This window comes from Priestia sp. 3CA3 (genome assembly GCF_056836725.1).
Map to the genome: position 1 here is coordinate 141,344 of NZ_JBXENJ010000006.1, position 20,084 is coordinate 161,427.

The following is a 20,084-nucleotide window of genomic DNA, read 5'->3' on the forward strand; positions in this document are numbered from 1 at the left end:
TCACCAGATAGTCAAAATTTTCGTTTTTAAGCATTCCATTTTTATCTTATAATAAAGGATGTACTTATTTTCAGTCGGAAATTCGACATTTTTCTTTGTTTTTTAAAAAAGTTCAAGGAATGTTAACAAATTTTACGAGCAACCTTGATGTAATTACGATATTTTTTTGTTAAAATAGTTTAGTTGATTAATAAAGATTAGGTTTATTCATGTAAGAATAAGCTCAAAAAGGAGAATTGCTGTGAAAAATACCGAAGTTATCACAAAGGAATCACTTCCTATCAATCAGTATTTTTCCCGGGAAGTAATCAGTGCTATTATAAAAACTGGGATTATTAAATCGAACTCACTAGGAATGGTTGCTGGGCTTTGTCTCGCAATTGCTGTTAATGACTTAAGCTTTGTGACACAAATTCCTATCATTATTTTGGCTTTAATTGGGACATCCTTTGTCGTAGGAGGAGCTGGGGCAGTTAATAACTTCTATGACCGTGATATCGATGCAATCATGAAACGTACAAAAGACAGACCGACGGTAACAGGAGCGGTCAACCCTAAATTTGCTCTATGGTTAGGACTGGCTTTATTTGTTATTGGTGTAGGTATTTTATTTTTAGTTTCTAACATGGCCGCCATTATGGGTATTTTAGGATTTTTCTTTTATGTAGTGCCTTATACTATGCTTACAAAACGTACAACCATTTATAATACCGAAGTCGGAAGTATTTCTGGAGCTATGCCTCCAATCATTGGCTGGGCCGCTATTTCACCAGACTTATTTCATCCGGTAGCAATTGGATTGTTTGTATTTATGTTTTTATGGCAGCCTCCTCACTTCTACGCTATTGCGATTAGAAGACTTGAGGAATATAAAGCCGCAGGTGTACCAATGCTTCCTGTAGTAAAAGGTATCCGTCGTTCCAAAGTCCAAACGCTTGTATACCTAGTTATTTTACTAGCGGCATCGTTCTTATTTTTATCGTTTAGTAAAATTATCGCATTTACAATGTTCGGTTTAACACTCGTGTGGATGCTTCTTGGAATTGTTGGATTTAAAAAATTAGAAGATACAAAATGGGCTACTTTAATGTTTGTGTTCTCATTGAACCATCTTACGATTATTTTTGCCCTTATGATTATACTGTCATTTTTTAAATAATAAATGCTCAAAAGCAGGTAGCTATCAGCTACCTGCTTTTATATTAGATACATCTTTTGCTTTAAGCGAAATCATTCCTCCGTATCTCGCCGAAACTGCTCCACCTAACGCGTTGGCAAACATTGTGTACTGCTTACATGACTCCTCACTTTCAGGCAAACCTTTTTCATGAATACACCAGAGAATTCCTGCCATAAATGCATCACCCGCTCCTGTTGTATCTATCGCCTGTACTTTCTTTGCACTCACATGAAGCATTTGATTTGCAGTAACGGCTACTGCGCCCTTTTCTCCTTGAGTGACCCATACGAACGGAATATGATACGCTCTCAGTTTTTCTAGGCTTTCTGCCAGATCTGTTGAATTCATCAAAAATAGGAGCTCATCTTGAGAGATTTTCAAAATATCTGTTTCGTACAAAAACGATGTTACAATATTTCTACATGCTGCTTCACTTTCCCATCTTTTCATTCGAATATTCGGATCAAAAGCTACCAGCATACGATATTTTTTTGCGAGCCTCACAGCTTCTCTTGTAGTTTCCTGGGAAATCGGATGAAACAAAGTGCCTGATCCAAAATAAAAAATCGCTGCCTTCTCAAATAGAGCTTCCTGCAGCTCATATTTATACACTTGCTCATGAGGGGTAGAATCTATGTAGGAATGAAAGTAACGATCTCCTTCTTTACTTTTATGTACATACACTTCACAAACTTTTTTCGTCACCGAAGTTACACAGCCGCTTTGGTTTACTCCTTCAATTAAAAGCTTCTTTCTTACAAAATCACTTGTTTCATCACTCCCTAACTTGCAGATATAAGATGCTTTTGCTCCTAACTTCTGAACTCCAACTGCTACATTAACGGTTGTGCCTCCTAAAAAAGGGTCAAAGTCAGTGTTAGATTCATTTTTAGCGATAAAATCAATAAATGCCTCACCGTATGAAATAATTCCTTTTTTCACGTTAATCCCCACCTTCTTCCTTCTGTCTCGCAACGCATTTGACGCATACACACGCTTTCCCTCTGCTTTCCAAAGGAATTTGTTTAAACAAATCAGGAGTAAAAACTTTCTGCATGCACCAACACTTTTCTATTTCTCTGCCTTGTACAGAAGCACAGTTATTTTTCTCTTCGCAGATAGGACATCTGCTATCATCGCCTGAAAATGCCATAAATTCCTCTCCTTTTTTCTATGCAGTTGTATAAGTTATCTTTATTAGTATACAAGAGGCAGTTAAAATGCGCTTTCTGCTTTTTGATATTTTCGTTTTCAACTTCTTCTATTCTTGATACTATACATATAAAGGAAATAACATATTGAGAAAGGAGCCTTTATGACGATACATTTATTTCACCAAAAACCCCTTGCTACATGGATGCGTGAATATCCTTTATTAACACCTTTAATCAATAAACAGGAAATACTTTGGATAAATCCTTATTTAAAACCTGCTCAAGAAGCACTTTCGTCTCTTTCTTTACATACCAAAGATATAAAAGATGCAAAAGAGCGACTTTCTCGCTTTTCTTCTTTTCTTCAAATCGCTTTTCCGGAGCTAAAAGCATCAAAAGGAATCATTGAATCACCTCTTCAAGAAATTGCATACATGAAAGACTATTTAAATCAACAAATGAATAACGAGCTGCAAGGAAAATTATTGATGAAATGCGATCACGATCTTCCTATATCAGGTTCTATTAAAGCAAGAGGCGGCATTTATGAAGTATTAAAATTTGCTGAAAGTCTTGCTATCAAAGAAGGGCTGCTTACCGAAGAAGACAGCTATGCTCTTCTAGCTGAAGAACGATGTAAAAAGTTATTTTCTTCTTATTCTATTGCAGTAGGATCTACCGGTAATTTAGGTTTAAGCATTGGTATTATAAGCGCCGCTCTCGGCTTTAACGTCACCGTCCATATGTCAGCCGATGCGAAGAAATGGAAAAAAGATTTGCTTCGTTCGAAAGGCGTAACCGTTATTGAATATCAGTCTGACTACGGAAAAGCCGTGGAAGAAGGACGAAAGCAAGCCGAAGCAGACCCCGCCTGTCATTTTATTGACGATGAGCAGTCTAGAGATTTATTTCTTGGTTATTCCGTCGCTGCCTTACGCTTGGAAAAGCAGCTAGCCGAGCTGCAAATTCAAGTAGACGCTGAACATCCTTTATTTGTCTATTTACCTTGCGGAGTAGGGGGAGGTCCTGGCGGTATTACGTTTGGATTAAAAGCAATATACGGTGATCATGTTCACTGCTTTTTTGCTGAACCTACTCACTCTCCTTGCATGCTGCTTGGATTAATGACCGAGCTGCATGATGGCATTTCCGTTACCGATATTGGACTTGATAACATAACAGCTGCCGATGGACTAGCTGTAGGAAGGCCATCTAGCTTTGTAGGCGAAACGATAAAATCGCTTATTAGCGGAATTTATACTGTAGAAGATGATCAGCTTTTCCGATTTATTTATGAGCTAGCCAATCGTGAAAATATGTATATAGAACCTTCAGCAGCGGCTGGTTTACAAGGGCCTCTTCACCTGATGGAAAGCGGGTCTTCCTATATACAAGCGCAAGCACTAGAAAACGATATGTCAAAAGCTACTCACCTTGTATGGTCAACTGGAGGCAGTATGGTGCCCGCTGACGTGATGAATAGCTATTACGAGCAAGGAAAAAATTTAATGAATAGATAACGTCAAAAGGCATGAAGAACAATGATGTTCTTCATGCCTTTTTAGAAGAAGTAGCTTGCAGAAAGATAGGATGCCAAATTTCAAATGGAAAATATCCCGATTTATAGCTGCCGCTTGTACCCATAGTTGAAATTTTTATTTTCCTGTATCCTTTTTTCCATAAAAAGGTTCCTGCAAACACCTCAATTTGCTCCACTTTCTTCCTTCTAATAATCGTTGTTTTTCGTGTTAAAAACTGTGAGCGAATAGCGACAAATACCTCGTTCATCATTAAGCCGCCTTGGCGATAGCCCAACCAGTGAATAAGTACATATGCAAGGCATAGCACAGCAATAACCCACACGAACATTGATTTCCAAAAGCTGATGCCAATCCCTGCCGCTACAAATAACAAGAGCGGTAATAGTAATGGGTACCATGCATATTGAATAGCTGTATTTCTTGGACACTTTATATATTCGTAGTGCGGGACATATACGTTCATTAACGATGAAATCTCTTTTTGCTGGATAAACGGGTGTAAATAGACCTTTTCTTTTAAATCAGAGGTTACGACATTTAACGAAACGGAAGACCATCCAAATAAGCGTCGAACCAACCCTTCCTCTATCGTAACAGCCTGTATTTTATGAAAAGGAATCGTAAGGGATTTCTTATTTAATAGTCCGTATTTAATATGTAGATAATGATCGTAGCGTTCCACTGTAAAACCGCCAAATCGTATCACATATAAAACGATAGACAGCAAATAAGCAAGCACCACAATTGCAGCGACTAATACAAATAAACCAAGCATCGATTGATGAATCACTTCTTCGTAAGCTGTCTTCACCCAGCGGTTGATATACGTATCAATATACTGATAGAGAAAACCAAGAGCAGCAAATATATAGCCAAAATTCCCGGAAAACGCAGCAGCTAACGCCAGCTGTTTCACCGACACTTTCATCATACGTTCAGGACTTTTTTCTGTTATTTCCGGCTGACTCCCTGACAGCTTTAACGTATCTTTAAGATGGTGCGCTTCTTTTAGTGAAATACCAGATAAATCAATTTCAGCATCCGTACCGCTGCTGGCCGTGTCAATACGAAGCCGGGCTAAGCGAAGAATTCTAAAGACAAACGGCTGATCTAACTGAATCGATTGAATGCGATTTCGTTGAATAAATCGTTTTTCTTTTTTAAAAATCCCTTTATACAGACGCACTTCCGTTTCCGTTACTTCATAACGAAATTCCCTCCAGGTAAAAAAAGCAAATAAAGCGACTACGCCTCCCGCTAATAGCGTTGCCCACCAATATGTAAACAACAGGTGCCGATTGACGATAAATACAAACACAAAAGGCAGGATATTATTTTTTATATGTTCAATAAATGCTATTGCAATATATAGCGGATGCAGCCGCTTACTCATCTTCATCATCTACCTCTGCTAGTCTAGCAATATACTCTCGCAGTGCTTCAGCATCTCTTTGTACGAGTGCAGGAATTTCGACGCTTCCAGCTGCTGTGATGATTTTAACAGATGCCAAGTCAAATTTTCGAAAAATCGGCCCTGTCAACGTTTCAACGTGCTGTACTTTCACAAGGGGAATTTTCGTATGATACCAGATGAAGAGCCCTCTTTGCACATCAATTTGAGTATCTGTTACTTCATATGAATATACATTCATATATACATTTGGAGCTATAATTGTATATACGATAAAGCTCACGACTAATAGTCCAGCTGATATCCATCCAATAATTGACCACCAATCAAAAAAATGAACGAGTAGAAAATAACCCGCTGTTGCCAGAAGCCACAGGCTATGCGTAAAAATGGATTGCCAGCGCATCGCTTTTTTAGCCTCGAGGGGCAATTTGCCCTTTAAATGCTCAAACTCCATAAAAACTCCTTTCTCTACCTTTTTTACTATTTCTATTACTATATTACGTTAAAAAAGGAAAAAAGTTTCATCGTTTACTATTTTCTTATTATTTTTTGATAAAAAACAAACAAGGCTGCCTATTTCGAGGCAGCCTTGTTTGTTATCGATAAACGCCGTCTTTCTCTCCGTGTGCAACAGCCGTTCTTTCAACTGCTTCAGATACTGCTTCGTGTACAGCTAGATTAAGAGGGTGAGGAACTAAATCGCCTGGACGCGTTGAATTTGCAATGGCTTCAGCTGCAGCTACAAGCATCGTATGCGTAATATCACGCACTCCCGCATTTAATACTCCTCTGAAAATACCTGGGAATCCAAGCACATTATTCACTGACCTTCCGTCAGTAGCATAAATAGCTCCTGCTTCAAGAGCATCTTCAGGTTCAATTTCTGGTTTTGGATTAGAAAGTGCTAAAATGATTTGCCCTTTTCGAATCCATTCTTTCTGTATTAAGCCAGGTACACCTGTTGTCGCAATAACAATATCACAGTTCTCCATAAGCTCTTCTAATGAATCCGCTACTTTTCCACCGTAGCTGACCAAGCGCTCATTCGCTTCAGGAGACTTATCAGCTCCTATCACTTGTTTGACACCGTAAGCCATGAACATTCTGCAAGTAGCGATACCAGCAGCTCCTAAACCAATCTGCCCTACTTTTGCTTCTTTCAAATTCACACCTGTGCTGCGACAAGCTGAGATAGCTGCTGCTAGCGTCACAACTGCTGTTCCGTGTTGATCATCATGCATAACTGGAATATCTAGCTCTTCTTTTAAACGTTCTTCAATTTCAAAGCAGTGAGGCGACCCTATATCTTCTAGTAAAATACCGCCAAATCCTGGTGAAATATTTTTAACCGTTTGAATGATTTCTTCCGGCTCATTTACATTCAACAAAATAGGGATAGCGTTTACACTGGCAAGCTGATCAAATAACGCAGCTTTTCCTTCCATAACAGGCATTCCTGCAACTGGACCAATATTCCCTAGTCCTAGTATAGCGGTACCATCCGTTACAATCGCAACCGTGTTTCCAATGCTCGTATAAATTTTAGCTTTGTCGGGCTGTTCTTGAATAGCACGGCAAACGTTTGCTACACCTGGTGTATATACTCTTCTTAAGTCAGCGATCGACTCAATTTTCATTTTGCTTTTCATTTGAATTTTACCGCCTTCATGCGCATGAAGAACTTCATCTGATACTGTATGTAAAGTAATGCCTTCTAAACTGCGAACCGCTTCAAGCAATTCCTCAAGCTGGTCTTCACTTTCTACTTGAACCGTAATACTTCTCATCGTGTAGTTATGTCCTACTTTAACGGTTTCAACCTCGCCAATGTCTCCTCCAACATTTCCAATGGCTGTTGCTACTCTTCCTAAGTTTCCTGGTACAGTCGGTGTTTGTACCATTAATGTGCGTATTAAATTATTCATCATATCCCCATATCCCCCTTGTCCTAATCCTGCAAGTACGTATACTTACTAATGAAGCGTTTAAAACGGTCCAATCTCCCATAAGTTCATATTATCTACTTATCTTACAAGTAGATCTATGCGTACTCTCTTTTTCATCAAAAGAAAAGAAATAGATAACGCTTTCAAACAGATGTTTCGCTTTGATTATAAGCAAAGTTTTTAGAATAATCAAGCGATGACATTGTGAAAATTCATAAATTATTAAGAAGGATTTTGTTGTTCATAAACAGAAAAGACTTATATAGAGAAGAAACAAAGGAGTGAAGAAATTGAAATCAATTTGTGTGTTTGCAGGATCAAGCGCAGGAATAAAAACAGAATATAAAGAGGCCGCCGTCTCGCTAGGACGCTACATGGCCCAAGAAAACTACCGGCTGATTTACGGAGGCTCACGAATGGGCCTGATGGGAGAAGTCGCAAATGAAATGCTTGAACATGGGGGCGAAGTCATTGGTATTATGCCCCGCGGTTTGTTTAGCGGTGAAATTGTTCATACCGCGCTGACAGAACTCATCGAAGTAGAGAGCATGCACGAGCGAAAAGCAACTATGCACGAGTTAGCAGATGCTTATATTGCCCTTCCTGGAGGTTTCGGGACATTTGAAGAGCTGTTTGAAGCTCTTTGCTGGGCTCAAATTGGCATACATAAAAAACCAGTGGGGTTATTAAATGTAAACGGCTACTACAACCCCCTTATGCAAATGGTTCAGCATGCAGTAGATGAAGGATTTTCTACGGATTCTGCTATTCGTCTCATCAATATTTCTGATACTCCCGAACAGCTTATCTCTTCAATGGACACCTATACGTCTCCTTCAGAGGACCAAAAATGGAAGACTGAACGCTAAAAAGCAAGCGCATCATTTGCGCTCGCTTTTCAGGCGTTGTCAAAAGTAATTTCATATTTTTTTACCCCAAAAACAAAAGGGCTATCTATTGGCTTTAAAGACTGATTCTGAACTTTGGAAAATTCCCCTTTTTCTAGTAATTTAGCAAAGGCAATTTTCCCTTCCATTCTTGCTAGCGGTGCTCCTAAGCAAAAATGGATGCCAAAACCAAAGCTTACGTGAGGATTCGTTTTACGACGCACGACAAAAGTGTTAGACCGTTCAAACTTAGCTGAATCTCTATTTGCACTTGCTGCCCAGCTAATTACCTGCTGCCCTTTTTTAATTTTACACTCTCCAAGTTCTACATCTTCAGCGGCTACGCGTCCAATCGCTTGAATAGGAGGATAATAGCGGAGCGTTTCTTCCACGAGATTCGGAACTAGGGATATGTCTTGACGAACTTCATTCTGTATGCCTACGTCTTCTGTCATATACCGGACTCCGTTCGTAATTAAGTTTGTTGTTGTTTCATTGCCCGCTACTAGCAATAGAATACAAAACCCTAGTACTTCCTCTTCTGTTAAATGTTCGCCGTCAATTTCTGCTTCTAAAAGCAGCGAAATCAGATCTTCTTGTTTCTTTCTCTGACGCTCAGCGATAATTTCTTTAAAATACCCTTGTAAAAAAAGCACCCCTTCATTACGCTTTTGCATCATTTTCGCAAAAGCTTCGTCTGAATTATTTTCAGCACCGCTCACTAAGTCATCGGAGTACTTTTTAAACAGTGCTCGATCTTGTATAGGTACTCCTAGCACCTCTGCTATTACAATAATCGGCAGTGGTCCAGCAAAATCTTCTACTATATCAAACTTTTTTTTGCTGCTTACTTCATCTAATAAATAATCTGCAATCTCTTCAATATGACCCTCCAAGTGCTGAATAGCTCTTGGTGTAAAAGCTTTATTCACTAAGTTTCGTAATTTTGTGTGTTTTGGAGGATCCATCATTAAGATACTTTCTTGGCGTTCTTCCATTGCTCGTTTGGATGAAAAAAGCGACGGGTTTTTTAAAATATACTTTACTGTTTCATAATCAAATACATCCCAGCAGTTTCGGCTTTCATCGTAACGAATAGGTGCTTCTTGACGCAGACTGTTATAAATATCAAATGGGTAAAGCTGCTGTTCAACGGATTTAATTTCTTGCATAGGAATTAAGTTAGCATAACGATTTTCTCTTTTCACTGCTTTTGGATTCATCTCGTCTTCCTTCTTTCGTTTAAAAGTGACCTCATTAAGTTTTTTGACCTTCTACAGATGAAAGAATTTTTTTCCATCTTTATATCTTTTGATCAGACTATCACAAGGTTTTTTCACTTTCAACGGACATAATCAGAAAATTTTGTCAATTATACAGAAGACTTATTTTATTTAAGGTCTAAATCAGTGATTCTTTTCCATTTTTTTAGTTCTTTTATCTTGTTTCATAATAATCACATAGATGGTTACACTACAAATAAGTACGCAAGAAAGTAGGGATCTCATGTGATAGATGCCCTTATGTGGGGTGGTGTCTCAGGCTCAGCTGTATTAATTGGAGCTATTATAGCTATTTTTGTACCTTTAAAAAAACAGTTGACTGCTTATATTATGGCTTTTGGCACGGGCGTTTTGTTAGGAGCTGCTGCTTACGAGCTCATTCAAGATTCGGTAAAAGAAGCGGGAATTATTGCTTCTTCTTTAGGCTTCTTGACAGGCGCAGCACTTTTTACTCTTCTTGATATGTCTTTAGCTAAAAAAGGTGCTCACAAAAGAAAACGTTCAAACCACCTTGTCCCAGCTAGCTCAGGACTAGCCATTTTTATTGGTACCATTATGGATGCTATACCTGAATCACTGATGATTGGCGCAAGTTTGATTGAACAGCACCACGTTAGCTGGCTGCTTGTTGTTTCTATTTTTATCAGCAATATACCGGAAGGAATCTCCGGGACAAGCGGACTACTAAAAAGCCAATATAAGCGAAAGAAAATTTTTTCATTATGGCTTTCGGTCTTCTTTATATCAGCTCTTTGCTCTTGGATTGGATATCTATTTCTTCAAGACGCTACCCCAAACATGATGGGCTTTATTGCCTCATTTGCCGGTGGTGGAATTGTGGCCATGGTTGCTTCTACGATGTTGCCGGAAGCTTTTGAAGAAGGTGGTCCTGTTATTGGTTTTATTGCTTCATTAGGGTTATTAACTTCTATTATTTTGGATTATCTGTCTTTTTAATGAATAAATTTATATTTTGTATGAAACAAAAAGTGTAGGTCTTTCGTCTTTACAAGTAGATATAAACAAAAGGAGTTACCATTATGAAAAAAATAGATGCTTCTCTTACACTTTGTATAGTGCTCACTTGCCTATCAGGGTGTGCCTATGCACCTCATAATAATCTGTCTGCTGAAAGAGTCTCTGCTTCTTCTATTCATCATACTTCTTCTTTAGAACGTGGTACTTCAATAGAAGAAATAACAAATAAACTTCCAGGACACGTTTATTTAAAAGGTATAACTTTTCAAAATGCTCAAAAACCTTACTACTTAGCAATTAACTACGCTGCAACAGATAATCAGCATGCGTTTGAAAAAAGCTGGACGTCTGTTAAAACTAAACGTACACTTTTACATAACGCAACCATTTTACTTTCTGCCGTACAAAATGTTGACAGCGTTCACTTTACTATTAACACGACTGTTCCTCAGACAATCACGATTACTCGAAAAGAGTTAACCGACTTCTACGGAACAGATCTGCGCAATTATAAGGACGGGACTCAAGCCTGGAAAGCAAAATACGAAGGGCAGCAAGAAAAAATCGAGGAATTTTATGATGCACATCCAATTACGGAAATGCAGTAAAAGCGGCCCATGGCCGCTTTTTAAAGTTGTTTTTTCATATACACCTGCTCAAGTTTGATTCCTTCATCTGTATATAAATCTTGAAAACCAAATGATTTTAACATTTTCACGAGTAAGCTATTTCCTTTTTCAGGTACATTATATGTATTGTAAGCAATTGGTCCATACATATTAAAAATGGTTGCTAATAAAAAGCCCAGAACGTCCTCTGAATTTGAGATATGTTCCTTAACGCTTCCTTGATAAAAAGTAACGGAATTCACGATGCCTATGGAAGAAAAATTCTTTTGAAATAATAGATAGCCAACTTCTTCGTTTCTTTCATTCAACGCAATAAACGATTCTCCATCACAAATGCAGTCAAATTGATTTTTCCACGGAACGTCGTATGTATAAAAGGGTAGGTTCTGAATATCTTTTGCAAGCCTTCGCTTTAACGAATACGCAAGCTGATTCTTCTTTTTAAGTAAAGAAGCGGGAAAACTACCTCTATGCTTTAGAAAGAAAAGCGTATCTACAATTTCATATCCATATTTCTCATAAAGGTGAATGGCTTTTTTATTGACTGTAAATGCTTCCAGACTGGCTTCCACTACTCCTTGCTGCTGATATTTCTCAAGTGTAGCTTTTAGTAAGGCTTCACCAATTCCCATTTTTCGGTAAAGGAATGCTACACTTGTACCTCCATTCCAAGCATGTTTCTTTCCTTTGACTTTTTTTAATCCATTTAACATAATTCCAGCTGGTGTGTCATTATAAAAAGCGACAAAAGAATGCTCGACAGATAAACGATCCACACCAAACCTACAAATGAATTGATCTAGTGACATCTCAACCGGAATGTAATAATCTTCAAAACCCTTATTAAATGCTTCTAGCGCATCAGAAAAAGAACACTGACTTAAAGGCTTAATTATAATCACAGGACATTCCTTCCTTTTTTAAAAAGATAATAATAAATAATTAAAGTAAAAAAGAAAACTGCTTCCAAAGCAGTTTTCTTTTTTACTTAAGGCAATTTACATTGTATTCGATGAAAAACGTAAAATTCCTTGTTTATAAAATCAATTTCTATTTAGCTGAATTAACTTGGTCTTCATTCATTAGTTTTTTTACTTTTTCACGTTTGTTTACACCACTATAAAAATAGTATCCTACATAGATAAAACATGCCGTCGGAACTAAAAAAGCGAGTTGAAGCGACCCAGTTAAGTCTGATACAAGTCCTTGAACGGCGGGAATAACAGCTCCTCCTACAATAGCCATAACTAGAATAGCTCCCGCGACTTCCGTATGCTGTTTTTCTTCTACTATTTCTAACGTTTCACTATAGATTGTTGCCCAACATGGACCAAAAAGCATGCTTACAGCAACAGCTGCATATACAGCCATCGTACTGGATGCAAACGACGTATACGCAAGTAAAAGCGTACCAATAATTGAATAGATAACTAACACTTTTTTGGCTGAAAAACGTGTCATCAATAGATTAGCTACAAATTTCCCAACAAAAAAAGCAATAAAACTATAAATCATGAAATTTGATGCGCTTCGCTCATTAATTTCAGAATTAAGATCTAAGGCCAATCTGATGGTAAATGACCATACAGCTACCTGCATCCCTACATATAGAAATTGGGCTATGATACCTTTACGAAAACGCGAATTCCCCCCTAAATACTTTAGCGTTTTTATTAATTCGCTTTTTTGCCCTACCTCGTTCTTCTCTATTTGAGCTTTACATGAAGGATATTTCGTTATAAGAAAAAGTACCAGTACGGCAATAAGAACTAAAATCATATATTTATAAGGCTGCAGCGTATGCTGTAACATTTTAAGGCCAAAGATATGTGCTTCTTCCGAGCTCATTTTAGCAAGCTGATTATCAAGGCTTTCCCCTTCTTGGAAGATTAAATACTTACCAAGTACAATTCCTAAAAGAGATCCGATAGGTGTAAACGTCTGACTGATATTAAGGCGTAGCACTGCGGATTCCCTAGGTCCCATCATGGAGCTATACGTATTAGCTGATGTTTCAAGAAAACCTAAACCAATGGCGATTGCAAAAATTGCGCATAAAAACATAGAATAGGTAGCCATATGAGAAGCAGGAAAAAACAGTGAACAACCTATAATATAGAAGATTAGTCCCGTAATAACAGCAAGCTTATAATTTGTTTTTTTAATAATTAACGAAGCTGGAATAGCAATTAAAAAGTATCCCCCGTAGAAAGCACTTTGCACAAAAGCCGTTGCAAAGTCGCTAAGAGTAAATACACTTTTAAACTGAGCAATTAAAATATCATTTAAACTCGCGGCTGCTCCCCAAAGTGGGAAAAGAATAGAAAGTAAAATAAATTGAAAGATAGGCGTTCGATTAAGATACCCATTAGGCATTTGAACTAAATTTTTATGTTTCATTGTAAAGCCTCCCTATTATCACTCATCATTTCTTTACAAATCCACTTGCTTCCGTGTTCACCTATGCTGTTAAAATACTCCTTGACATCTAAAGTAACGAGGCTGCTTCTTTGTCTACAATAACTGTGACGTTAGGATGTAACTGAAGAAGAGAAGAGGGACATCTTGTTGTAATATGTCCATGTAACGTTTGATAAACAGCCTCTGCTTTTTCATTACCACTGGCGATAAAGATAATGTGTCTTGCTTTTAAAATGTCTCCTACTCCCATTGCTATTGCTTTTTCAGGGACATCTTCTATATTTGAAAAAAACCTAGCGTTGTCTCGTATCGTTTCTTTGGTTAACTTAGCAATATGCGTAGCCCCCTGCAAGTAATCTTGAGGCTCGTTGAAACCAATGTGACCATTCCTTCCAACTCCCAATATCTGTACGTCAATTCCGTTGGCTTTCATTAATTTCTCATTGTATTCTTTCACTGCTTGATCTTCGTTCTCAAATATACCTAAAGGAATATGCACCTGCTCTGCTTTGATATTTACGTATTTTAAAAAATTTTCCCATGTATAGTACGCGTAACTTTGGAAATGCTCTGGCTCCAAACCGATGTATTCATCTAAATTGAATGTTGTTACATTTGAAAAATCTACTTTTCCTTCCTTGTATAACTGAATTAAATTTTTATACGTACCTAGAGGCGTTCCTCCGGTCGAAAGACCCAATACTAACTCTGGATTTCCCTTTATACATTTAGCCGTTTCAACAGCTGCCATGTAACTCATTTCCTCATAATTTTCTGTGCTTATAATCTTCATAAGAGGCACATCCTTCACCTTTTTGTAGTCTTTTTTGTTGACGCTTTCACTTTTAGTTATCTCTGTTTTATGTAAGTGAAGAGGAGAAACATTTTCTCCTCACTCCCTTATTTCCCACTTACTTTTGATTGATTAAACTCACTTGAAATTCTTTCAATTTCAGTAAATTGCTCATTGCTTAGTTGAATTTGGAACACTTCTGATATTACCTGAGTCCACCCATGTATGAAATAAATCCATCCGTCTTCAACATATAATGACTGCGTCTCTTTTTGCGACAGCGCTTGGTGCATAAACAACAAATCCCCTCGATAATTCAGTTCCCACACAAGACTATTGTGAGGAAATAGCGCCTCGTTGCTTAGCGGAGAGCCTGGTCGATCTTTTCCAAGCCCTGTTGCATTAATAACTAGAGAATAGGGCTTCAGTTTAGATAACACTTTATCATTTTTAGATGGCTCGTCTACTGTAAGATACTGAATAGGTACATCCGTAGACATTTCCGAGATAATTTTCTGCATTGAATCTAACCTCGGTTGACTTCGGTTTGTCACATAGATAGCAGATGGCATGCCATTACGTTTTGCATCGTGGATCAAGTTTGAAGCAATGGCAATGGCACTTCCGCCAGCTCCCATAATAAGGACATCCCCCTTATGTTTGTTCCAATAACCTTTTGGAAGGAAACCCTCCATGGCTAATCCGCTAGAGATATGATCCTTAGCATGTCCAATCAGCTTTCCGTCTCTTTTGGAAATACTTGATAACTCTCCAAATAACAGCGCATAAGGATCAAGCTCATCGAACAAGTCTTTTGCCGCATGATATAGATCAATTTTGTGTGTTGTGACCAATGCCCCCATCGACAGAGGATCATTCTTTAAAAAAGTTACCACTTCACGGTACACTTCACGGCTTGCATGAATATCAATATCAATTCCTTTAATCTCCGCATCGATACAAAGAGATTTAGCCCATAAAGGAAATAGCTTCATGATAGAGGATTGTCCTGTTGTAACGCCAATAAAATAAAAGGTTGGTTTGGTTGCATTTACTAGATTTAACATAGTGTCCTCCTTGATTTTTCTAAACGCTTAAAGCTGCGAGCGGATTATCCAGAACTAAGGTACTAATGGTTTTATCTGAAATCCCACTTACTTTCAACTTTGGAATAAAGGTTTTAGTTAAGTAATCAATTCCTATTTCTCCCCCATATGCTTGCAGCCTCGCTCTAGTTGTATCCAGGCTAATTAAAAGAGATTCTTGAAAGCCGCTATTCAACATGTGGTGAATTAACTCAATTTCTTTATCATCGCTGTGATATTTAAACCGTCCAATCGTATCGTACTCAAGGTAGACACCCGTTGCCGCTACTTCTTTATGCAATCCGTAGTCATGATGAGTACGATCGAGATGACAAAGAATTATTTTTTTAGCTGCTACCTGTTTATCCGTCAAAAATTGAATAATTTCAAACGGATCGGATTCTTTTTCAATATGAACCATAATAGGGACGTTTGTTAAAAGTGACGCTTCGGCAGCTGCCTCAAACTTCATTTGATAATAGGGAGTTAACCCCTTTTTATCGACGGCTGTTTTAATTAGCCCTGCCTTTGCATTAACTTTTTTAGTGGGCCTCTCTATTCCATTACCTACATACATTCCTTTTTGAATTTCAGAAACAAAAAGCGCTGTAAGGACCTCTGCTGATTCATTATGGATCCAATGATCTCGCCAATAGAACATGGATTTATGGAACCCTGTTGAAGCAACAATATGAACATCTGTTCGCTTGGAGACTCGTATCAGGTCCATTGCCATGCGCCCCGCGCCGATCGGCTGTGCGTCCACTACAAGAGAGCGCGCAGACAGTTTCTTTACTTCACTTACTGTAACATCGACATTATCAATGCATAAATCTGAATTAGTACTCGCTGCATGACCTTTTTCAAGCATAAGGTGCTCATGCGGCTGAACATGTACGATTTCGTTTGAATCCACAAGGCCTAAAACAGTTTGTATACGACTTGAATTTTTCATTATCTAATACCGCTAAGCGTCAATTTAGCCTGCTGCGCTTTACGTATCAACAAAGAGGCATATTCACGAATTTTTTGGGAGTCAAGCGAATCCCCACCTGCTTTTGTTAAATTAGACCCTACCCCTACAGCAATTGCTCCTGCTTGAATCCAGTGCTCAATATTTGTTTCATTGACGCCTCCAGTAGGCATAATATTAGCTTGAGGCAAAGGCCCTTTTACATTTTTAATATGAGCCGTTCCTGCTAAGTCTGCTGGGAATAATTTAAGAATTTCGCACCCTGCTTTAAGCGCAGTAACCATTTCTGTCATTGTAAAAGTTCCGGGCATAACAAGAGCTTGATATTGATGGCTTACCGCAATAATGTCCATGTCCAAGTGAGGAGTCACAACAAAATCTGCTCCTGCTTGAAGGGCACTAACCGCCGAATGAACGTCCATGACGGTACCCATTCCTATGTAAACGGACTGAGAGGCACATTCACTTTTTAATTGACGTAATATGTCAATTGCATTTGGAACCGTCATCGTTAGTTCGATTGCCTGTATTCCGCCATCAATTGCAGCTCTAGCTGTCGTTAACACTTCCGCTTCTGTACCTCGTAAAACTGCCACAACACTACTTTTGCAAATACCATTCATAACTTCACGTTTGCGTGACATGCTGGTTCCCTCCTTGCCCTTTTGAAATTCCTTGCTGAAAAAATTTAATGACGCTATGCGTTGACTGTAATGTCATACGCTCGATTGCCTCTTTACTGGCCGCTGCATTATGAGGGGTTAAAACAGCATTATCTAACTCTAGCAAAGGAGAATCTGTAGGCGGCTCAACGGAAAATACATCAATTCCCGCTCCTAGTATTTTTTCTTCTTTTAAAATATGAAAAAGATCGGTTTCATTTATGATTCCGCCTCTTGCGGTATTAATGAGAATTGCCTCTTTCTTCATCTTCTTCATCATTTGATAGTTTAGAAGGTTTGTTGTTTCAGGCACAAGAGGCATATGAACAGATACAACATCGCTTTTTGTTAACAATTCATTTATGTGGACGTAGGTTGCACCATATTCAGCAGCTGCCTGCTCATCTTGAAAAACGTCATAAACGAGGATGTTCATTTGAAATCCTTTAGCACGGCGGGCAACAGCTTTTCCTATTGCACCGAACCCTAGAATCCCTAGCGTTTTCCCATAAAGTTCAACACCTACGTTTTTTGTCCACTGCCCTTTTCTGAGCCTTTGAGAAGATAGTGAAATTTGTCTGGCTACAGACAGCATTAAACCAAACGCGTAGTCTGCAACAGCTTCATGATTCACACCGGGAGTATTCACGACCACAATTCCTTTTTGGATTGCATATTCTTTAGGAATATTATCAGTACCTGCTCCATATTTTGCTATAATTTTAAGCTCCGAAGCGTGGTTTAAAACTTCTTTGCTAAGATGGTCAGTTCCTATGATTAAGGCTTGTACATTTTGTATGAGCTCTATAAACCTGGACTCAGAAATAGGGCCGACCTCTCTTATCACCTCAAACCCCTCTTCGCGCCATTTATTCATAATGTCTTCTGTAAACATCCCATATGACCGAGGGGTAATTAATACTTTAAGCATGTGGTTTTCTCCTTTTTTGTTATTTTACCGCTTGTATATAGCGAGGGTTTTCAATATATGTTGGCTTGTCATTTTGTTCAACTAACGCCTTTACAAATCCTTCTGTTTCAATACCTCCGTAATCATGGCCTGCATCTCCCGGGTAAGCTGCAAAAAACACAAAAGGTTCTTCCCCCGTATTAACAGTGCGATGAGCCCATTCTGGTGCCACATATGCCACTGTTCCCGGCACCATTTCTAGGCTAGAAAACTCTCCGTCTTTTGTTTGCATTAGCAGCTCACCTTTTCCTTTAAGGCAAAAATAAATTTCAGCTCTATCTAATACTTCGTGATAATGTCCCTTGGTCATAAAATACTCTTTTCCTACTTTTCCTGGATGCAAAATAGTTACGCAATGCTGAATGTGAGGCATTGTCTCTGGAACTACTACGTTATAAACCTCGTAAATAAGCGGGTTGTTCTTAAGTTGATTTTCAAATTCTCCCTCGTCTAAGTACATGCCTTCCATATCCGATAAATGTCGAATAATGACTTTTCCTTCTGGATTTAATTTACCTGTTTCAAAATCTAATTGTGTAGCAAAAGGTTGAAATAATGTACTCATTTATCATGCATCTCCTCTATTTTTAATTAAAAACTTTTAGCTTTTGGTAAACTGGTTTTAGCTGTTCATACGTTTCATTAAATACCGAAAAAAACTCTTGATACTGTTCTTGAATATCTGGCTGAGGATGGTGAATACCTACTCTCTTCACCCATTTTTTAGCCTCTTTAAAATTATCTACTATCCCTACTCCAACGGCTCCAGCCATCGCTGCCCCCATAGATGTTGCTTCATCTAAATAGTTAGGCACATACACATCAAGCCCGTAAATATCTGCTAGAATTTGACGCCATAAAGTGCTTTTTGCTCCGCCGCCTAATACCCACATCCGGTCAATTGGTGCTCCTTCTTTTTGAAAAGTATCAAGTACAATTTTCAAGTTATATGCCACTCCTTCCATGACGGAACGTGCAATGTCTCCTCTTGTGTGAGTAATGGACAAACCAGCAAAAGCTCCCCTAGCATCCGGATTCCATCTGGGTGAGCGTTCTCCCATTAAGTAAGGTAAATAAATTAGCCCTTTTGACGTAGGGGACGATTGCTCGGCTTCACTATTCATAAGTTCATAGCTTTTGTTGGAATTTTGATAAAGTAACTCTGTGATCCATTGCATAGATCCCCCACCGCACTGCATTGTTCCATTAGGGGAATATTTAGTAGAATCAAGGTGAACCCATGTATACGTTTTCATTTCAGGGTCAAAAATAGGCTTGTTTGATGCCGTTGCAATCCATGAAGAAGAGCCAATGTAATTAAAAGCTTCTCCTTCATCCATAACGCCCACGCCGGCAGCTGCACACACTCCATCACCTCCCCCTATTACCACAGGAGTTCCTTGAAGTAAGCCTGTTTCGTCTGATGCCTTAGCTGTTACTGATCCTACTACATCAGTAGAAGCATACAAATCTGGAAAAAGCTCCGGCTCAATTCTCCATGTATTTAAAATGTCACGAGACCATACTTTATTTACTAAATCAAAACAGTTAGTTCCGCATGCATCTGAATAATCGGTTGCAAATATACCTGTTAGTTTATACACAAGGTAATCTTTCGCTTGTAAGATTTTATATGCTTTTTTAAAGCGTTCCGGCTCATTTTCCTTGACCCATTTAATCTTTGCTCCAGAATATGATGAGCTAATGCGGTGTCCCGTGATTTCATAAACATTTTTCATACCTATTTCATTCTCAAACCGCCGAGCCTGATCGGCCGCCCGCATATCTGCCCATATAATGGAATTACCAAGAGGAGTTCCATCTCGATCTACAAGCAAGCAGCCGAGCATTTGCCCGCTGAAACTCACAGCAGAAATTTCTTCGCGTTTCACTCCACTTTGCTCAAGCAAAATTTTTGTTGTTTCACAAACGGCTTCCCACCAGTCTGATGGATTTTGTTCAGCCCATCCAGCTTTAGGATAGAAGGTTTTATATTTATAGAGCGTACTATTAACCAACGTTCCGTCAGCCTTGTATAAAGTTGCTTTATTTCCCGTTGTTCCGATATCATGAGCAATAATATACCCATTACTCATACCCATCCCTCCTTCAATAGCTCATAGACTAACTCTTTCATCTTGTAATGACGTAATTACCAGTTAGTGCAG

At 38.5% G+C, this 20,084-nt stretch carries 20 protein-coding genes; 5 read left to right on the plus strand and 15 right to left on the minus strand.

Annotated elements, in window-relative coordinates; translation table 11 throughout:
• Nucleotides 1-241 precede the first annotated feature (241 nt).
• Entirely contained in the window at nucleotides 242-1,159 is a 918-nt protein-coding gene (cyoE, locus tag AC1VNJ_RS17145) for a heme o synthase (protein ID WP_013056789.1), read from the plus strand.
• 24 nt (nucleotides 1,160-1,183) lie between these two features.
• Here the strand turns inward: cyoE and AC1VNJ_RS17150 are convergent, their stop codons facing one another.
• Both AC1VNJ_RS17150 and AC1VNJ_RS17155 read right to left on the minus strand, forming a co-directional pair.
• Entirely contained in the window at nucleotides 1,184-2,122 is a 939-nt protein-coding gene (locus AC1VNJ_RS17150) for a carbohydrate kinase family protein (protein ID WP_328153065.1), read from the minus strand.
• A 1-nt stretch (nucleotide 2,123) separates the two neighbouring features.
• Complete coding sequence (locus AC1VNJ_RS17155) at nucleotides 2,124-2,333, minus strand: cysteine-rich CWC family protein (RefSeq protein ID WP_028413572.1); 210 nt, start codon at nucleotides 2,331-2,333, stop codon at nucleotides 2,124-2,126.
• A 162-nt stretch (nucleotides 2,334-2,495) separates the two neighbouring features.
• Between AC1VNJ_RS17155 and AC1VNJ_RS17160 the strand changes: the two genes are divergently transcribed.
• Nucleotides 2,496-3,854, plus strand: a complete 1,359-nt coding sequence (locus AC1VNJ_RS17160) for a D-serine ammonia-lyase (RefSeq protein ID WP_051418572.1) — start codon at nucleotides 2,496-2,498, stop codon at nucleotides 3,852-3,854.
• Between the two features lie 31 nt (nucleotides 3,855-3,885).
• Here the strand turns inward: AC1VNJ_RS17160 and AC1VNJ_RS17165 are convergent, their stop codons facing one another.
• The 3 genes from AC1VNJ_RS17165 to AC1VNJ_RS17175 form a co-directional block, all read right to left on the minus strand.
• On the minus strand, nucleotides 3,886-5,268 hold the full coding sequence (locus AC1VNJ_RS17165; protein WP_223546552.1) for a PH domain-containing protein: 1,383 nt from the start codon (nucleotides 5,266-5,268) through the stop codon (nucleotides 3,886-3,888).
• Complete coding sequence (locus AC1VNJ_RS17170; RefSeq protein ID WP_033578823.1) at nucleotides 5,261-5,743, minus strand: PH domain-containing protein; 483 nt, start codon at nucleotides 5,741-5,743, stop codon at nucleotides 5,261-5,263. The genes AC1VNJ_RS17165 and AC1VNJ_RS17170 overlap by 8 nt, the downstream gene beginning before the upstream one ends.
• A gap of 142 nt (nucleotides 5,744-5,885) precedes the next feature.
• On the minus strand, nucleotides 5,886-7,217 hold the full coding sequence (locus AC1VNJ_RS17175) for an NAD-dependent malic enzyme (RefSeq protein WP_482641108.1): 1,332 nt from the start codon (nucleotides 7,215-7,217) through the stop codon (nucleotides 5,886-5,888).
• Between the two features lie 308 nt (nucleotides 7,218-7,525).
• Here AC1VNJ_RS17175 and AC1VNJ_RS17180 point away from each other — a divergent pair, with 308 nt between their 5' ends.
• A complete protein-coding gene (locus tag AC1VNJ_RS17180; RefSeq protein ID WP_028413576.1) occupies nucleotides 7,526-8,104 on the plus strand; it encodes an LOG family protein in 579 nt (192 codons plus the stop codon).
• Nucleotides 8,105-8,133: 29 nt separating this feature from the next.
• Here the strand turns inward: AC1VNJ_RS17180 and AC1VNJ_RS17185 are convergent, their stop codons facing one another.
• Nucleotides 8,134-9,345, minus strand: coding sequence for a cytochrome P450 (locus AC1VNJ_RS17185; protein WP_482641109.1), 1,212 nt, complete (start codon nucleotides 9,343-9,345; stop codon nucleotides 8,134-8,136).
• A 285-nt stretch (nucleotides 9,346-9,630) separates the two neighbouring features.
• On the opposite strand from AC1VNJ_RS17185, the gene AC1VNJ_RS17190 reads away from it, so the two are divergent.
• Both AC1VNJ_RS17190 and AC1VNJ_RS17195 read left to right on the plus strand, forming a co-directional pair.
• Entirely contained in the window at nucleotides 9,631-10,362 is a 732-nt protein-coding gene (locus AC1VNJ_RS17190) for a ZIP family metal transporter (RefSeq protein WP_028413578.1), read from the plus strand.
• 83 nt (nucleotides 10,363-10,445) lie between these two features.
• Nucleotides 10,446-10,991, plus strand: a complete 546-nt coding sequence (locus AC1VNJ_RS17195; protein WP_033578820.1) for a DUF4825 domain-containing protein — start codon at nucleotides 10,446-10,448, stop codon at nucleotides 10,989-10,991.
• A gap of 20 nt (nucleotides 10,992-11,011) precedes the next feature.
• Here the strand turns inward: AC1VNJ_RS17195 and AC1VNJ_RS17200 are convergent, their stop codons facing one another.
• The 9 genes from AC1VNJ_RS17200 to xylB form a co-directional block, all read right to left on the minus strand.
• Nucleotides 11,012-11,914: a GNAT family N-acetyltransferase gene (locus AC1VNJ_RS17200; protein WP_033578819.1), complete on the minus strand. Its 903-nt coding sequence runs from the start codon at nucleotides 11,912-11,914 to the stop codon at nucleotides 11,012-11,014.
• 148 nt (nucleotides 11,915-12,062) lie between these two features.
• Nucleotides 12,063-13,412 carry an L-fucose:H+ symporter permease gene (gene fucP / locus AC1VNJ_RS17205; protein WP_033578818.1) on the minus strand — a complete coding sequence of 450 codons (1,350 nt, stop codon included), beginning with the start codon at nucleotides 13,410-13,412 and terminating at the stop codon, nucleotides 12,063-12,065.
• An 88-nt stretch (nucleotides 13,413-13,500) separates the two neighbouring features.
• A complete protein-coding gene (gene nagB / locus AC1VNJ_RS17210; protein WP_033578817.1) occupies nucleotides 13,501-14,226 on the minus strand; it encodes a glucosamine-6-phosphate deaminase in 726 nt (241 codons plus the stop codon).
• A 107-nt stretch (nucleotides 14,227-14,333) separates the two neighbouring features.
• Complete coding sequence (locus AC1VNJ_RS17215) at nucleotides 14,334-15,293, minus strand: shikimate dehydrogenase family protein (RefSeq protein WP_482641110.1); 960 nt, start codon at nucleotides 15,291-15,293, stop codon at nucleotides 14,334-14,336.
• Nucleotides 15,294-15,312: 19 nt separating this feature from the next.
• Entirely contained in the window at nucleotides 15,313-16,266 is a 954-nt protein-coding gene (locus AC1VNJ_RS17220) for a phosphotriesterase family protein (protein ID WP_047751096.1), read from the minus strand.
• Nucleotides 16,266-16,928 carry a bifunctional 4-hydroxy-2-oxoglutarate aldolase/2-dehydro-3-deoxy-phosphogluconate aldolase gene (locus AC1VNJ_RS17225; RefSeq protein WP_033578814.1) on the minus strand — a complete coding sequence of 221 codons (663 nt, stop codon included), beginning with the start codon at nucleotides 16,926-16,928 and terminating at the stop codon, nucleotides 16,266-16,268. Before AC1VNJ_RS17225 ends, AC1VNJ_RS17220 begins: the two co-directional genes overlap by 1 nt.
• Entirely contained in the window at nucleotides 16,912-17,877 is a 966-nt protein-coding gene (locus AC1VNJ_RS17230) for a phosphoglycerate dehydrogenase (RefSeq protein ID WP_311265284.1), read from the minus strand. Before AC1VNJ_RS17230 ends, AC1VNJ_RS17225 begins: the two co-directional genes overlap by 17 nt.
• Before the next feature lie 19 nt (nucleotides 17,878-17,896).
• Nucleotides 17,897-18,481, minus strand: coding sequence for a glucose-6-phosphate isomerase family protein (locus AC1VNJ_RS17235; RefSeq protein WP_033578812.1), 585 nt, complete (start codon nucleotides 18,479-18,481; stop codon nucleotides 17,897-17,899).
• A gap of 22 nt (nucleotides 18,482-18,503) precedes the next feature.
• On the minus strand, nucleotides 18,504-20,012 hold the full coding sequence (xylB, locus tag AC1VNJ_RS17240; protein ID WP_176344151.1) for a xylulokinase: 1,509 nt from the start codon (nucleotides 20,010-20,012) through the stop codon (nucleotides 18,504-18,506).
• Nucleotides 20,013-20,084: the final 72 nt, after the last annotated feature.

Coding starts and splice junctions, on each gene's coding strand:
- AC1VNJ_RS17155 (WP_028413572.1), bottom strand. CDS start 2,333: ATGGCATTTTCAGGCGATGATAGCAGATGTCCTATCTGCGAAGAGAAA.
- AC1VNJ_RS17160 (WP_051418572.1), top strand. CDS start 2,496: ATGACGATACATTTATTTCACCAAAAACCCCTTGCTACATGGATGCGT.
- AC1VNJ_RS17165 (WP_223546552.1), bottom strand. CDS start 5,268: ATGAGTAAGCGGCTGCATCCGCTATATATTGCAATAGCATTTATTGAA.
- AC1VNJ_RS17170 (WP_033578823.1), bottom strand. CDS start 5,743: ATGGAGTTTGAGCATTTAAAGGGCAAATTGCCCCTCGAGGCTAAAAAA.
- AC1VNJ_RS17175 (WP_482641108.1), bottom strand. CDS start 7,217: ATGATGAATAATTTAATACGCACATTAATGGTACAAACACCGACTGTA.
- AC1VNJ_RS17185 (WP_482641109.1), bottom strand. CDS start 9,345: ATGAATCCAAAAGCAGTGAAAAGAGAAAATCGTTATGCTAACTTAATT.
- AC1VNJ_RS17195 (WP_033578820.1), top strand. CDS start 10,446: ATGAAAAAAATAGATGCTTCTCTTACACTTTGTATAGTGCTCACTTGC.
- fucP (WP_033578818.1), bottom strand. CDS start 13,412: ATGAAACATAAAAATTTAGTTCAAATGCCTAATGGGTATCTTAATCGA.
- nagB (WP_033578817.1), bottom strand. CDS start 14,226: ATGAAGATTATAAGCACAGAAAATTATGAGGAAATGAGTTACATGGCA.
- AC1VNJ_RS17215 (WP_482641110.1), bottom strand. CDS start 15,293: ATGTTAAATCTAGTAAATGCAACCAAACCAACCTTTTATTTTATTGGC.
- AC1VNJ_RS17220 (WP_047751096.1), bottom strand. CDS start 16,266: ATGAAAAATTCAAGTCGTATACAAACTGTTTTAGGCCTTGTGGATTCA.
- AC1VNJ_RS17225 (WP_033578814.1), bottom strand. CDS start 16,928: ATGTCACGCAAACGTGAAGTTATGAATGGTATTTGCAAAAGTAGTGTT.
- AC1VNJ_RS17230 (WP_311265284.1), bottom strand. CDS start 17,877: ATGCTTAAAGTATTAATTACCCCTCGGTCATATGGGATGTTTACAGAA.
- AC1VNJ_RS17235 (WP_033578812.1), bottom strand. CDS start 18,481: ATGAGTACATTATTTCAACCTTTTGCTACACAATTAGATTTTGAAACA.
- xylB (WP_176344151.1), bottom strand. CDS start 20,012: ATGAGTAATGGGTATATTATTGCTCATGATATCGGAACAACGGGAAAT.